This window comes from Sphingomonas sp., from assembly GCF_030145815.1.
Classification (GTDB): Bacteria; Pseudomonadota; Alphaproteobacteria; order Sphingomonadales; family Sphingomonadaceae; genus Sphingomonas.
Map to the genome: position 1 here is coordinate 1 of NZ_JAIXHL010000029.1, position 13,427 is coordinate 13,427.

General features: G+C 63.3%; 17 protein-coding genes and 1 pseudogene. 16 read left to right on the forward strand and 2 right to left on the reverse strand.

Annotated features, from left to right (window positions below):
* A pseudogene (locus KYX69_RS19570) lies at positions 1-562 on the reverse strand (hypothetical protein); the annotation flags it as partial.
* Positions 563-911: 349 nt separating this feature from the next.
* On the opposite strand from KYX69_RS19570, the gene KYX69_RS19575 reads away from it, so the two are divergent.
* From KYX69_RS19575 to KYX69_RS19585, 3 genes are all read left to right on the forward strand, one after another.
* Positions 912-1,514: a terminase small subunit gene (locus tag KYX69_RS19575; protein ID WP_300500551.1), complete on the forward strand. Its 603-nt coding sequence runs from the start codon at positions 912-914 to the stop codon at positions 1,512-1,514.
* Positions 1,468-2,991 carry a terminase gene (locus KYX69_RS19580; protein ID WP_300500554.1) on the forward strand — a complete coding sequence of 508 codons (1,524 nt, stop codon included), beginning with the start codon at positions 1,468-1,470 and terminating at the stop codon, positions 2,989-2,991. The genes KYX69_RS19575 and KYX69_RS19580 overlap by 47 nt, the downstream gene beginning before the upstream one ends.
* A 77-nt stretch (positions 2,992-3,068) precedes the next feature.
* A complete protein-coding gene (locus KYX69_RS19585; RefSeq protein WP_300500556.1) occupies positions 3,069-3,398 on the forward strand; it encodes a hypothetical protein in 330 nt (109 codons plus the stop codon).
* A gap of 60 nt (positions 3,399-3,458) precedes the next feature.
* Here the strand turns inward: KYX69_RS19585 and KYX69_RS19590 are convergent, their stop codons facing one another.
* A complete protein-coding gene (locus KYX69_RS19590) occupies positions 3,459-3,596 on the reverse strand; it encodes a hypothetical protein (protein ID WP_300500559.1) in 138 nt (45 codons plus the stop codon).
* Between the two features lie 81 nt (positions 3,597-3,677).
* Between KYX69_RS19590 and KYX69_RS19595 the strand changes: the two genes are divergently transcribed.
* The 13 genes from KYX69_RS19595 to KYX69_RS19655 all read left to right on the forward strand — a co-directional run bounded on the left by KYX69_RS19595 (position 3,678) and on the right by KYX69_RS19655 (position 13,424).
* A complete protein-coding gene (locus KYX69_RS19595) occupies positions 3,678-3,890 on the forward strand; it encodes a hypothetical protein (protein ID WP_300500561.1) in 213 nt (70 codons plus the stop codon).
* Complete coding sequence (locus tag KYX69_RS19600; RefSeq protein ID WP_300500565.1) at positions 3,890-5,578, forward strand: portal protein; 1,689 nt, start codon at positions 3,890-3,892, stop codon at positions 5,576-5,578. The genes KYX69_RS19595 and KYX69_RS19600 overlap by 1 nt, the downstream gene beginning before the upstream one ends.
* A complete protein-coding gene (locus KYX69_RS19605) occupies positions 5,578-5,919 on the forward strand; it encodes a hypothetical protein (protein ID WP_300500567.1) in 342 nt (113 codons plus the stop codon). Before KYX69_RS19600 ends, KYX69_RS19605 begins: the two co-directional genes overlap by 1 nt.
* Complete coding sequence (locus tag KYX69_RS19610; protein ID WP_300500570.1) at positions 5,897-6,721, forward strand: hypothetical protein; 825 nt, start codon at positions 5,897-5,899, stop codon at positions 6,719-6,721. The genes KYX69_RS19605 and KYX69_RS19610 overlap by 23 nt, the downstream gene beginning before the upstream one ends.
* Before the next feature lie 3 nt (positions 6,722-6,724).
* Entirely contained in the window at positions 6,725-7,762 is a 1,038-nt protein-coding gene (locus KYX69_RS19615) for a major capsid protein (protein ID WP_300500572.1), read from the forward strand.
* Between the two features lie 67 nt (positions 7,763-7,829).
* A complete protein-coding gene (locus KYX69_RS19620) occupies positions 7,830-8,243 on the forward strand; it encodes a Bbp16 family capsid cement protein (protein ID WP_300500575.1) in 414 nt (137 codons plus the stop codon).
* Positions 8,244-8,311: 68 nt separating this feature from the next.
* Positions 8,312-8,803, forward strand: a complete 492-nt coding sequence (locus KYX69_RS19625) for a hypothetical protein (RefSeq protein ID WP_300500578.1) — start codon at positions 8,312-8,314, stop codon at positions 8,801-8,803.
* A 258-nt stretch (positions 8,804-9,061) separates the two neighbouring features.
* Positions 9,062-9,538, forward strand: a complete 477-nt coding sequence (locus KYX69_RS19630; RefSeq protein WP_300500581.1) for a hypothetical protein — start codon at positions 9,062-9,064, stop codon at positions 9,536-9,538.
* Between the two features lie 19 nt (positions 9,539-9,557).
* Positions 9,558-9,701 (forward strand): hypothetical protein, encoded by a 144-nt coding sequence (locus tag KYX69_RS19635; RefSeq protein ID WP_300500584.1) that lies wholly within the window; start codon positions 9,558-9,560, stop codon positions 9,699-9,701.
* A gap of 56 nt (positions 9,702-9,757) precedes the next feature.
* On the forward strand, positions 9,758-10,366 hold the full coding sequence (locus KYX69_RS19640; RefSeq protein WP_300500587.1) for a hypothetical protein: 609 nt from the start codon (positions 9,758-9,760) through the stop codon (positions 10,364-10,366).
* Entirely contained in the window at positions 10,366-12,456 is a 2,091-nt protein-coding gene (locus tag KYX69_RS19645; protein ID WP_300500590.1) for a hypothetical protein, read from the forward strand. The genes KYX69_RS19640 and KYX69_RS19645 overlap by 1 nt, the downstream gene beginning before the upstream one ends.
* Positions 12,437-12,913 (forward strand): hypothetical protein, encoded by a 477-nt coding sequence (locus KYX69_RS19650; RefSeq protein WP_300500593.1) that lies wholly within the window; start codon positions 12,437-12,439, stop codon positions 12,911-12,913. Before KYX69_RS19645 ends, KYX69_RS19650 begins: the two co-directional genes overlap by 20 nt.
* A 4-nt stretch (positions 12,914-12,917) precedes the next feature.
* Positions 12,918-13,424 carry a hypothetical protein gene (locus tag KYX69_RS19655; RefSeq protein ID WP_300500595.1) on the forward strand — a complete coding sequence of 169 codons (507 nt, stop codon included), beginning with the start codon at positions 12,918-12,920 and terminating at the stop codon, positions 13,422-13,424.
* Positions 13,425-13,427 lie beyond the last annotated feature (3 nt).

The window sequence follows — 13,427 nt, forward strand, 5'->3', positions numbered from 1 at the left end:
GATAGCCGGTCGCCGAAGCCGCGCCCCGAGTGCCGGTCGCCGAAGCCGCGCCCTGATAGCCGGTCGCCGAAGCCGCGCCCTGATAGCCGGTCGCCGAAGCCGCGCCCTGATAGCCGGTCGCCGAAGCCGCGCCCTGCTCGCCGGTCGCCGAAGCCGCGCCCTGATAGCCGGTCGCCGTCGAACCTTCCTCCAGCGTCGCGCGGCTCCAGACGTAATCCCAGGCCCGCTTGACGAGATCACCAAGCGTCAGCTCGAAATTGATGGTGATGCTGGCAGAGGCGAGCTTCGTATCCTTCGCGCTCGTTTCGCCGAACTGCGCGACCTCGCCATACCGGCTCCCGGCCGGCGCATAGAACTCGAACACAGACAGGGGGTGGTGATCGACAGGGCAGGCATGGAAGCCGCCAGCACACGCCTTGACCGCGCCGTCATGCTGGTAGGTCTTTCCAAGCTCAAACTGATACTCGCGACAAGCAAGGGACTTGTCGAAGCCCTTGATGGAGATCGTGACAGGATCGGCGGTTGTCTGCGCAGCCTCGGGCTTCTGCTTCTTCGTCGTCATCGTTGCGCTCCCATGCGGTCGTTGCGGTAATCACAACACCACATAAAAACGTCATTGCAAACCTCAATCTCGCTCCTGTTGCGATTTTCGCAGATTATTGCGTGGCTTCAACCATCTTAAAAACCTATCTGTCACTCTTTATCTAATTATATCAATAACTTAACCAGAGACATAGGAGTTTATAAGAGATGCCAAAAAATTCTAATAGGGGAGAGTAGGCAGCTTTATAAACGGCCTCAACCGTTTAGCCCTGTATATAACCGCCCCAGGAACGCCGTTTTAAAATCTTTTCGTCTCGTTAGAAAACCCCTTGCAAACCTCGGGGCCGCCAGCGCTAACGATCGGCGTTGTGAAAATCGCAATCATCTGCGATGTATGGATCGGTCAGCCCCATGATCCGGGGTGGAAACACGCGGGCTTATCTATGACGCCGAAACAGGAGCGGTTCGTTCAAGAATACCTGCTCGATTTGAACGCTACTCAGGCGGCGATAAGGTCTGGATACTCGGCGAAGACGGCGCACGTCATCGGCCCGGAGAACCTTGAGAAACCTGAGATTAAGGCCGCAATCGACGCCGCCAAAGCTAAGCGCGAGGAAGCAACGCAGGTCGATGCCAATTGGGTATTGAAGCGGCTCGCAGATGAAGCGACGGCCGATATTGCCGATCTATACAATAAAGAGACCGGTGATCTTTTGCCGGTCCATGAATGGCCGTTGATATGGCGGCAAGGCCTCGTCCAAGGCATCGAGATCGACGCCCTCTATGAAGGGCATGGCGAGGATCGCATCCAGATCGGCCAGACGCGAAAGATCAAGCTCGACAACCGCATCCGCCGCCTGGAGCTGATCGGCAAGCACGTCCGCGTGAACGCCTTCCAAGATCAGGTGGCAGTCATCGGGCTCGATGCGCTCGCCGATCGGCTGGCGAGGGCTGGCAAGCGAGATGGCTAAGCCGGCCGCCAAGCGCGACATCAACGACGAGATTATTGAGCTGGCCGCCTCATGCCGGTTCGATCCTCGGCGCTGGTCGCATGTGGCCTGGGATTGGGGCTTCGGCGCGCTGGCGGGCTATGACGGGCCTCGTGAGTGGCAGGACGATATCAACACCATCATCCGCGACCATCTGAGTAATCCAGCGACGCGATTCCAGCCGCTGCAAATCAGCGTCGCCAGCGGGCACGGCATCGGCAAGTCAGCCGAGATGGGCATGCTTTCGAATTGGGCCATGAGCTGTTGGGACGATGCTCGCATCGTCACGACGGCGAACACCGAAGGGCAGCTCCGCACGAAGACTGCACCTGAAATCGGGAAGTGGTTTCGCACGTCGCTGACAGCGCATTGGTTCGACGTGCAAGCCATGTCGATCAAGAGCCGCGATCCGCAGCACGGCGACCAGTGGCGGCAAGACTTCATCCCATGGTCTGAGCACAATACGGAGGCGTTCGCCGGCCTGCATAACAAGGGCAAGATCATCCTGCTCCTGTTCGACGAGGCTTCGAAAATTCACGACAAGGTCTGGGAGGTCGCGGAAGGCGCGCTAACCGACGAAGACACCGTGATCATCTGGGTCGTGTTCGGCAACCCAACGCGCAACTCAGGCCGCTTCCGCGAATGCTTCCGCCGCTTCCGTCATCGCTGGATACCTCGGCAGATCGATAGCCGCACCGTACCCGGCACGAACAAAGCCTACCTGCAACGGCTCGTGGATGACCACGGCGAGGATAGCGATCTCGTCAAGGTTCGTGTGCGCGGCCAATTCCCGAGTCAGTCAGCCATGCAGTTCATCAGCGCCGACGATGTCGATAAGGCCCGCAACGTTCACCTTCGCCCAGGCTCGTACAGCTTCGCTCCTGTCATCATCGGCGTCGATCCGGCTTGGACCGGCGATGACAAGCTCGAAATCGTGCTGAGGCAAGGGCTCTACTCCAAGAGCCTCGCGAGCCTCCAGCGGAACGACAATGACGTTGAGGTCGCCAACCTGATCGCGAGGCTGGAAGACGAGCACAAGGCGGATGCAGTGTTCGTGGATGCGGGCTATGGCACGGGCATCGTCAGCGCCGGGCAAGTCATGGGCCGGTCGTGGCGGCTGATCTGGTTTTCAGGCAAGCCCATCGATCCGGGCTTCCTCAACAAGCGCGCCGAAATGTGGGGCACGGGCAAGCGCTGGATCAAAGCCGGCGGCGCGATCGATCCCCATGACGAGGAGCTTTATCAAGACCTGATCGGTCCTGAGACGGTCCCTCGGCTCGATGGCAAGATTCAGCTCGAAAGCAAGGAAGACATGAAAGAGCGCGGCCTGCCGTCGCCGAATAAGGGCGATGCGCTGATGCTGACGTTCGCGGAGCCCGTCGCCAAGCGCGACCGCAGTGCGGGCCGCAGTTCGGGCGGCGGCCCGATGGTTGTCGTCGATTACGATCCTCTCGCCTGAGTTCCGTCTGAGTTCTGAGCGGCAACCGTCCGGGGCGTAGCGATGAAGGATCGCAACCCATCGGAGCCGGATCGAGCATGGACCCGGATGAAGCCGACGCCCGGAAGCTCAAGCTTCTCGAAATCGCGGCGCAAGACAATCTGGCGCTGGCGACCGCGCGTAACATCGCGGCGAATGGCCGGCTGTTCTGCGCTCTGATCTTCGCGGCGCATATCTCGGCCTACCTCAAGATCGGCGGCCCGCTCTTCGCGATCCTCGCCGTCGTCGCCGCCATACCGATCGGCGCATCCTGCCTAATCGACCAGATGCCCTACGGCGCGAGGCGAGCCCGGCTCTCCAGCGCGCTCTACGCGCTCGCGACGGCGGCGGCGTTCGCCTTCGTCTTCGCCGTCATAATGGTCGGGTGACGCGATGTGCTCGGTCCCAGGTGGTGGCGGCGGCCTCCCTCGCTCCTTCGGCGATGACATCTACCGCGGCGCGACAGGGCAAGAGCGCGCCGGATCGGCGGCGTCCAGGTCGGCGGCATCGTCCGCGAAATCCGCCGCATCGAAGAAGCAGCCGGGCGGCCAGATTGCCGCGCCGGTCTTCGGCAGCAACAGCAGCACGGTCCTCACGTCGAGCCTCGGCGTCGAGGAGCAAGCGCCGACATCCGGCAAGACCCTCCTCGGGCAATAGGTGATCGATCGATGTGCATATTCTCCGCGCCGAAAGCCCAGGCCGCTCCGGTCCTGCCTCCCGAGCCGGCTCAGACGAAGGCCCCCGACTCGGGGGCCGTGCGCAGCTCGACCGGGCGCAGGACGATGGATCGCGCCCGCGCCGGTAGTGACACGATCCTGACTTCGGGCCTCGGCGTCACCGAGACGGCGGCCACCGCCAAGAAAACCCTTCTGGGGCAGTGATGAACGCGCCAGCGCCCCGCTACGAGACGCAGATTGCCTACCACCGTCGTCGCGCGGAGGAGCTGAGGCAGGTTCGCCAGCCGTGGGAATCGGTCTGGCAACCGCTTGCCGAGTTCATCGAGCCGACGCGGCTGCGCCTCAACACGCGGCGCGAGGGCTTCATCAGCCGCGACAAGATCATCGACAGCGCCGGGACGTTCGCGCATCGCACGCTCAAGTCAGGGATGCACTCGGGCATCACGTCGCCGGCCCGGCCGTGGTTCCGGCTGACGACATACGATCCCGATCTGAAAGACTTCGCGCCGGTCAAGGCCTATCTCGCGGCCGTCGAGCAGCGGATGCGCGAGGTGTTTCAGTCGTCGAACCTCTACAGCGCGTTCCACACCGGCTACGGCGATCTCGGCCAGTTCGGACAATCGGTCGGCATTCTCGCCGAAGACGATATGTCCGTGATCCGCATGCAGCAGCTCGTGCATGGGCGGTTCTGGATCGCCCGCGATCACACCGGCCGGCTGACGACGCTGTATCGCCAGTTCCGCTGGAGCGTGCAGCGGATCGTGGAGCGCTTCGGCTACAAGAACGTCAGCGACCGCATCCGCACGCTTTATGACACCTCGAAATATGACGAGGCGTTCGATATCTGGCACGCAATCGAGCCGCGCCATGTCCGCAATCCCAACTCGATCGCCAAGCAAGACAAGCCGTTCCTCTCGAACTATTGGGAGGATCAGGGCGGCGAAGGCAAGCTCTTGGAGGAATCCGGGTTCGATGAAAACCCGCTGATCGGCCCCGCTTGGGAGCTAACCGAAGACGATCACTATGGCACGTCGCCGGGGCAGATCGCGCTTGGCGATGTCCGCATGCTCCAGAAGGAACAGACGCGGAAGCTCGAAGCGATCGACAAGCTCGTCAGGCCGCCGATGACCGGCCCCACGAGCATGCGGAACAACCCCGCGTCGCTCCTGCCGGGCTCGATCACCTATGTCGATGATCCCACAGGCAAGGGCTATCGCGCCGCGATGGAAGTGCGCGTGAGCATCGCGGAGCTTGCGGCCGATATTCGCGAGGTCAAGGATATGATCAATCGCGCGTTTTACGCCGATCTGTTCTTGATGCTCGCCAATATGGAAGGCATCCAGCCTCGCAACACGTTCGAGATCGCGGAGCGCAAGGAAGAAAAGCTCCTCGCCCTCGGGCCGGTTCTGGAAAACGTCTACGCGGGGCAGCTTGAGCCCACGATCGACCGCGCGTTCGCGATCCTTAATCGCCGTGGCGAGCTACCGCCGCCGCCGCCCGATCTCAAGGGACAGGAACTCAAGATCGAATACACGTCGATCCTTGCCCAGGCGCAGAAGGCCGTGGCGACCGGCGCGATCGAGCGCGGCTATGCGTTCGCCGGGCAACTCGCGGCGGTCAAGCCCGACGTGCTCGACAAGCTCGATGCCGACGAGGCGATTGACCTATATTTCGACTATCTCGGCGTCCCGCCGTCCGCCGTCGTGCCAGACGACAAGGTCGCCGCGATCCGCGATGCGCGAGCGCAGAAGCAGGCCGCCGCAGAGAACGCGGAGATGCTGGCGACGACTGCGCCCGCCGCGAAAGCCGGCGCTGAGGCCGCCGCCGTCCTGGCCGGTGCTCAGAACAACCCAGGCGCGGGCGCGCTGCTCCAACAGATCGGGATCGCGTGATGCTCGACGCGGCGGAAGCCCTGACCGAAACGCAGCGGCGCGAACGGCTCGCCGTGGACCAAGCGTTCAAAGATATCATCGCCATGCCCTCGGGGCAGCGCGTGTTGTTCTGGATGCTCGAACAGTGCGCGATCTATGAGGACGCCTACGCAGGCGAGAACAACGCCACGAACTACATGCTCGGCAGGCAGTCGAGCGGGCGGCGTCTGATTCAGAAGCTCGATGAAATCGATCCGAGAACCTATCCGGCACTGCTGCTCGCGGTCGCCGATCTCAAGGCCATGACCATCGCTGCATCCCGCAGCGCCAATCAGGAGAATGACGACGATGACGAAGCTTAAGCTCCTGGGCGGCAGCGCCCTCGGCATGATCCTGCGCAATGCGGCGGGTGAGGGCACGGCCGGCGGCGAGGCTGGTGACGCGGGTGGCGAGCCGAAACCGGCTGAGACGGTGCTGTTCCCGAACGAGAACAAGCCCGCTGATCCGCCTGCCGGCGATCCGCCGAAGGAAGGCGACAAGCCGGCGGGCGAGGGCACGAAGCCCGAAGACTGGAAGGAATACGAGAACGACCCGGCAAAGTCGGACGCGGAGAACGCCGCCGCCAAGGCCGAACACGACAAGACGAAGCCGGCCGATCCGAAGGCCGATGCCGCCGACAAGGTGCCCGAAGACGGCAAGTACGCGCTGACGATGCCCGAAGGCGTCGAAGTGGACTCCGAACTGCTCGCCGCCGTCTCGCCGCGCTTCAAGGAACTCGGCCTGACCCAGAAGCAGGCTCAGGCGCTCACCGACGACTTTATCAAGGTCCAGCAGGAGCGCGCCGCGAAGCAGGGCGAGACTTGGGGCAACACGCTCCAGAAGTGGGCCGATGACGCGAAAGCCGACAAGGAGATCGGCGGCACGAATTGGGAAGCAACGGTTCAGACTTCCCGCCGCGCCGTCGATCGCCTCGGCACTCCCGAACTCAAGGAATACTTGAACGCGAGTGGAGGCGGCAACCATCCCGAGCTTATCCGTTTCATGGCGAAAGTCGGGGCCATGATCAAGGAAGACAACCCCGCCGCAGGAGGTGCCGGAGGATCGAGCAAACCCGCCGATCCTGCGCATGTCCTGTTCCCCAGCGACGCACCGAAAGGCGGATAACACATGGCTACCATCGGACAGACCTTCCCGAACCTGATCGACGCCTACAGGGGCTCGACCGAGGGGACCGTTGTGGAGCTGCTTTCGCAGCAGAACCCGATCCTCGACGACGCCATCGCGACGATGTGCAACATGGATGCCGTGCATCGGCACATGATCCGCACCGGCCTGCCGTCCGTCGCCTGGGGCCGCCTCTATCAGGGCATTCCGCAGTCCAAGAGCACGCTCCAGCAGGTCGATGACACGACCGGGTTTCTGGAGGCGGCGTCGGCGGTCGATACCCGCTTGCTCGCGCTGGCCTCGGACCCGGCCCGGCAGCGCCTCGTGGACAGCGCGCCCTATCTGGAGGCGATGTCGCAGGAGATGGCGGCCGGCGTGTTCTACCACGACACGGCGACCACGCCCGAGAAGTTCAAGGGCCTCGCCGCGCGCTATGCCGCCTACAATTCGAATGCCCCGGTGGCCGGCGTCGCCAACGCTGCCAATCAGGTCATCCACGGCGGCGGCTCCGGCTCCGACAATACTTCGATCTGGTTCGTAACCTGGGGCGACCACGCGACTTCGCTGCTCTATCCGAAGAACACGAAGGCCGGCGTCAGCATCGAGGACAAGGGCGAGCAGCGCGTCACCGACGCGAGCGGGAACCCCTACTACGTCAAGGAAACGCTGTTCCGCCAGCACGTCGGCCTGTTCGTCAAGGACTACCGATACAACGCGCGCGTCGCGAACATCGACGTTTCCGACATGCGGGCCGGCTCGGTCGATCTCTGGGCGCTGCTGCGAAAGGCGGCGTATCGGCTCCAGTCGCGCCGCCGCGATGCGATCTCCAGCCGCATCGCGATCTACATGAATCGCGACGTGCTCGAAATCCTCGACGCTCAGTCGAGCGATCGGGCGCTCCTGGCGGCCAACCCGAACTATACCGGGCTCGGCCATGCCCAGGTCGAGGGCAAGGAGGTCCGCACCTATCGCGGCATTCCGATCCGCGAAACCGACGCGATCCTGAACACCGAAGCGCTCGTCCCGTCCGTCGCGCTCTGATCATCGCGGCCCGCTTCGGCGGGCCGTTCCCCATCGCTGGCCGGAAGGCCGACACAAGAGGCATTCCATGATCTTCGACCGCACGACGCTGCTTTCGGACGCCCAGGCGATCACCGCCGACGCCGCGTCCACCAACACCATCGATCTCGGCCCGATCAAGTCGGGCATGGTCCGCGACATCGGCAAGGGCAAGCCGATCCCGCTGCTGATTCAGGTAGTCGAGACGTTCAACAACCTGACGAGCATGACGTTCGCCCTCCAGACCGACGACAACGAGGCGTTCTCCTCGGCGAAGACGGTGTGGGTTTCCGGCGCGATCCTCCTGGCCGATCTTGTAGCGGGCAAGGTGATCGTTCCCGAGTACGTCACGCGCGGGACGAACGAGCGCTACATGCGCCTCTACTACGATATCACCGGCACGGCCCCGACCACGGGCAAGATCACGGCCGGCGTCACCATGGGCAACCAGAGCAACGGCTGACCGGCCGTCGCCGGCTGAAACGGGACGGCGGCCTGCGGGCCGTCGCCTCCAGCGAACAGGGGTAGGACATGGTGAAAGTCATCGCGACGCAGCGCGGCTATTTCGGAGGCGAAATCCGCGATCTCGGCGCATCGTTCGATGTGCCGGATGATCTCTGGAAGGACAAGGATCGCCGGCCGTCCTGGGCCAAGCTCGATCCGCGCCATGCATTCGGCGGCAAGGGCGATCATGACGGCGATGGCGCGGTCGGCGGCGCGAAGGCTCCCGAGCCCGCTGCCGGCGCTGCTGAGCCCGTCAATGTCCCTGCCGACTGGCGCAATGGCAGCGCGGTCGAACGCAAGGCGCTGGCGAAGGCGATCTCCGGCGCGAACGTGCCGAACGCCGCCGAGGCGGACAAGATCATCACGGCCTATGTCGAGGCGAATGCGCCGGCTCCGTTCGGTGACGCGCCGGCCCCCGAGGCCGCTGCGGGTCCGCAGGGCAACGGTGTGACGGCAGCTCTTGGCACGGCTCCAGACTGGATCGCTCCGGGGGCGCAGGAGCCCTCCCAGGTCGATTGACCACGATGGGCGGCTCGGGCCGCTCTTCGCCCGCCCTCGGCTCTGGAGCCCCGCCCATGAAGCTCGCCAGCCTCAAGCAGAAATACAGCGATCTCAGCAAGCCGGCCGGCGCTGACAGCGATAGCTATTACCCGTCGCTGTACCTCGAAGAGAAGCAGCTTGAGGCCATGGGTGTGAACTCGGAGCGCGTCGGCACTGAGCACGACGCCGGGCTCCGGCGCATGGCAGAGCACGCAAGCGCTCGACCGCGAGTTCCTGATGCGGGATTGGGTCGCGACCCATGCCGGCTGTCGCTCCCGGCTCGGCGCGGTTGGTCTGCTGCTCGGGACCGCGTTGCCGACATGGTTCGACGACTATTTCGGCGAGCCCGTCGTCTGCACCTATGGCGGCGTGACGCAGAATGTCTTCCTGCATCTTTCGGCCAACGCCGACGACATCGTCATCATGAACTACAACACCAACCCGCTGAATCAGATCACGCGGATCGGCTACGAGCTGCCTGCCTCGGCGGCTGGCCTCGCCACGGCGGTCGAGACGCATACGGGGCCGGGCACAGGCGTCAGCTACGCCGACACGGCCGGCAAGCAGACCAAGGCCGCCGCGCTGGCCGATCTCGCCACCGTGCGCGCTCGGTATGCTCACTATCCCCGGTTTTACGGCGACGCGATCCACGATTGGGTGGGCTGGAAAGCCCTTTCGCCTGCATCCGTCGATACATCCGATCCACTCGCCTAACAGAGGCCGGGAGGCCAGAATGAAACTCGTTTGCAACAAGCGTCTTGTCGCCGCGGTTCTCCTCGCGTTGTTCTATGCGGGCTGCGCCGGCCGGCCGCAGCCGATGGGCGAAAACGTCTGGCGGGCGGCACAGCATGCCGAAGGGCAGCGCGCCGGGCGCTGACGATCCCAGGCGCAGGCCTGTTCGTGCACTAACCATCTGCGCGCCAGTCTGCGCGCATGTCCTCTGTCGTCTTCATCTGCAACCTCGCGCTCGCCAACCTGGGCAAGCCTGGGATCAGCGATATCGCGGAGCCGAGCGCGGAGGCGACGGCGTGCCGGCGGTTCTATGACCACACGAGGGATACGCTCCTCCAAGTCTATCCGTGGCGATTCGCGGGGGCGAAGGTTGCGCTTGCCCAGGTAGCGAACGACCGGCCGGGCGAATGGGGCTATGCCTATGTCAAGCCCACGGACTGCCTGAAAGCGCGCTGGGTCGAGCCGGTCTATTCGGAGACGAACCCCGCGCCTCAAGACGGCGACGCAGCCGCGTCGGTGCGGCATCCGCATGAGATCGAGGGCGGCAGGGTCTATTGCGACCTGTCGCCTGCGGTCCTGCGCTACACGCGCAGGCTGACGGACCCGACGCGGTTTTCGCCGCTCTTCATCGACGCGCTGGCGTGGCACCTTGCCGTCAGGCTGGCGATGCCGATGACGCGCGATCCGAAGGTGAGGGCAGACGCCTATCAACTCGCCATGCGGATGCAGGCGATGGCAGAGGCCGCCGACGCGAACGAGACGCGGCACAGTTCCGACCATGCCGGCGATATCCTGGCGGGGCGTGGCTGATGGCTCTGCGGGCTTACCAGCCGTCGTTCACCTCGGGAGAGCTTTCGCCCGGCCTCGGCGCTCGCGTCGATCTGGCGAAGTACGGAAGCGGCCTGCGGACGGCGCTGAACCTGTTCATTCATCCGCATGGCGGCGTTTCGAACCGGGCCGGTCTGGAGTTCATCGGAGAGACGAAGGTAAGCGCGAACACCTCGCGGCTCGTTCCGTTCCAGTTCAACACCGAACAGTCCTATCAACTCGAATTTGGGCAGCTCTACTTCCGTGTTTATCGCAACGGAGGGCTTATCCTTTCCGGCGGTTTGCCGTATGAGGTCGCGACGACATATTATTCGGAGCATCTAGACGGGTTGGTCTTCACGCAAGAAGCAGATGTGATGTATATCACCCACCCGCTTCATCCAGTTAAGAAGCTCTCGCGTATAGCGGACAATAACTGGACGATCGCAAACGTGACGTTCGCGCCGTCTATTTCGCCCCCCGTCTCAGTCGTGGCGAATCCTCTCGTTGGATCAGGTAGCACAACTTACGGATACGTCGTTTCGGCAGTAAGCGACGCCTCTGGAGAAGAAAGCCTCCCATCTGGCCCTCAATACGCCAACAACGATTTGACGGTGACGGGGAACAAGAACGGCATCGGATGGTCGGCTGTTCCTGGGGCCAGCCGGTATATCGTCTACAAGGAAGACAATGGCGTTTTTGGCTACATCGGCGGCACATCAGGTCTAACCTTCGAAGACGAGAATATTACGGCTGATCTTTCGGATACGCCTCAGACGGCTCGGAACCCCTTCAACAGCGACGGAAATTTCCCACGTTGCTCGACATTCGTTGAGCAACGCCTTGCATTCGCCTCGACGATCAATGAGCCGCAGGCGGTGTGGATGTCGCAGTCGGCGAGCTATGAGAATTTCGGCTATTCGCAGCCGTCGAAAGCGAGCGATGCCGTGACGTTCCGGATCAAGGCCCGTCAGGTCAATGAGATCAGGTCCATGCTCCCGATGCGCGGCCTGATGCTGCTGACATCAAGCGCGGAATGGGTTGTCAGCGGCGGATCGCAGTCGGACGCGATCTCCCCATCAGCCATCCGAATCGACAACCAAGGCTATCGCGGCGTTGCGCGCGTGCAGCCAATCGTGGTCGGCAATACCGTGCTGTTCGCTCAAGCGCGCGGCGGCGTCGTGCGCGATTTCTCCTATCAATACGCGGAAGATAGCTTCGTCGGGAAAGACCTGACCATCCTTGCGCGCCATCTGTTCATGAACAAGAGCATCAAGGCTTGGGCCTATGCCCAGGCCCCGCACTCGATAGCTTGGGTTGTTCTCGATGACGGGTCGCTCGTTTCATTGACTTACATGAAAGAGCATGAGGTCTGGGGATGGACGCGCCATGAGAGCGGCCCGGATGGCGGCGCGGTATTCGAAGACGTTTCAGTCGTCGCCGAAGGCAATGAGGATGTCCCGTATTTCATCGTTCGTCGCACGATCGACGGCGTGCAGAAGCGCTATATCGAGCGGCTGCATACGCGGGAGTTTGCCACGGTTTCTGATGCCTTCTTCGTCGATTCCGGGCTGAGCTACAGCGGGTCGCCGATCTCAACCGTGACGGGGCTGGATCACCTCAGCGGAGAGGATGTCGTTGCTCTGGCTGACGGCAATGTCGTCCGTGGCTTGACGGTCGGGCCGGTGGCCGGCGGCGTTGGCGTCGTCTTGCCGAACGCCGCGTCCACGATCCATGTCGGCCTGCCGATGGAAGCCGCTCTCCAGACGCTCGATCTCGATCTTGGGCAAGTCGCCGGCCTCGGCACAGTCCAAGGCCGCACGAAGTCCGTTAGCGAGGTCACGCTACGGGTCGAGCAGACGCGCGGCATCTTCATCGGACCAAGCGACGGCGACCGCAACAGCCCGCATCTGGTCGAATACAAGCAGCGGGCGGGAGAGGCCTGGAACGAAGCGATCCAAGCTCTGACCGGCGACATCACCATCACGCCGAAATGGGATTGGAACACCTCGGGGACGATGTGGGTGAAGCAGTTCGATCCGCTGCCGATGACCATCCTTGCGATCATGCCCGATGTCACGATCGGCCGTTGACATCCAGATCGTTCCGGCTCGGGCGTCGCACATCCGCACGATCGCCCGGCGGATGCGGCAGGCCGATCGCGACGAGATCGCGGCAGCGTCGGGCAAAACTCCTGCCCAGGCGCTCGCGTTCTCGCTGCGCAAGTCCTCGATCGCGCGGACGGCCCTGGTCGATGGCGTGCCGGAAGTGATGTTCGGCGTGGGCGACATCAACATCCTTGCCGGCGTCGGCGCTCCCTGGCTCCTCGGGACGGATGCGGTCGAGCGCCATTACGTCGCGTTCCTGCGCGGCTCCGTCGATTGGCGGGATCAACTGTTGGCGCGCTATCCGACCTTGAAGAACTTCGTGGATGCGAGGAACCGGGCGTCGGTGCGGTGGCTCCGCTGGCTGGGGTTTACCCTTTCGGAGCCGATATCGGTTCGGGGCCATGAGTTCCATCTGTTTGAGCTGAGGTCGCCCGATGTGTGAACTGATGACGATCCTGACAATCGGAGCTACGGCGCTCGGTGCGGTCGGTCAGGTGCAACAGGCGCAGGCAACGTCGGCCGCGGCGAAATACAATGCCCAGATCGGCGAGATGAACGCGACGCTCGCCGATCGCCGCGCCAAGGACGCGGTTGAGCGCGGCAAGGTTGAAGAGCAGCGCAAGCGGCAGGAGGTCGCGAAGATCAAGGGCGCTCAGGTCGCAGCGATGGCGGCGAACGGCGTTGATACCTCGTTCGGCTCTCCGCTCGACACGATCGTTGACACGGCTGTCCTGGGCGAACTCGATGCGCTGACGATCCGCACTAACTCCTATCGCGAGAGCTACGAGCACAGCGTTGACGCCGTGAACAAACGGGCGGGGGCTCAGCTCGCCCGATCCCAGGCCAAGAGCGCGCTGACGGGCGGATATCTCGCGGCGGCCGGGACGGTGTTGACGGGCGCTGGCAAGGCCTATGGGCAATATCAGAAGTCTTCCATCGGCTCGATCTCGTGAGGT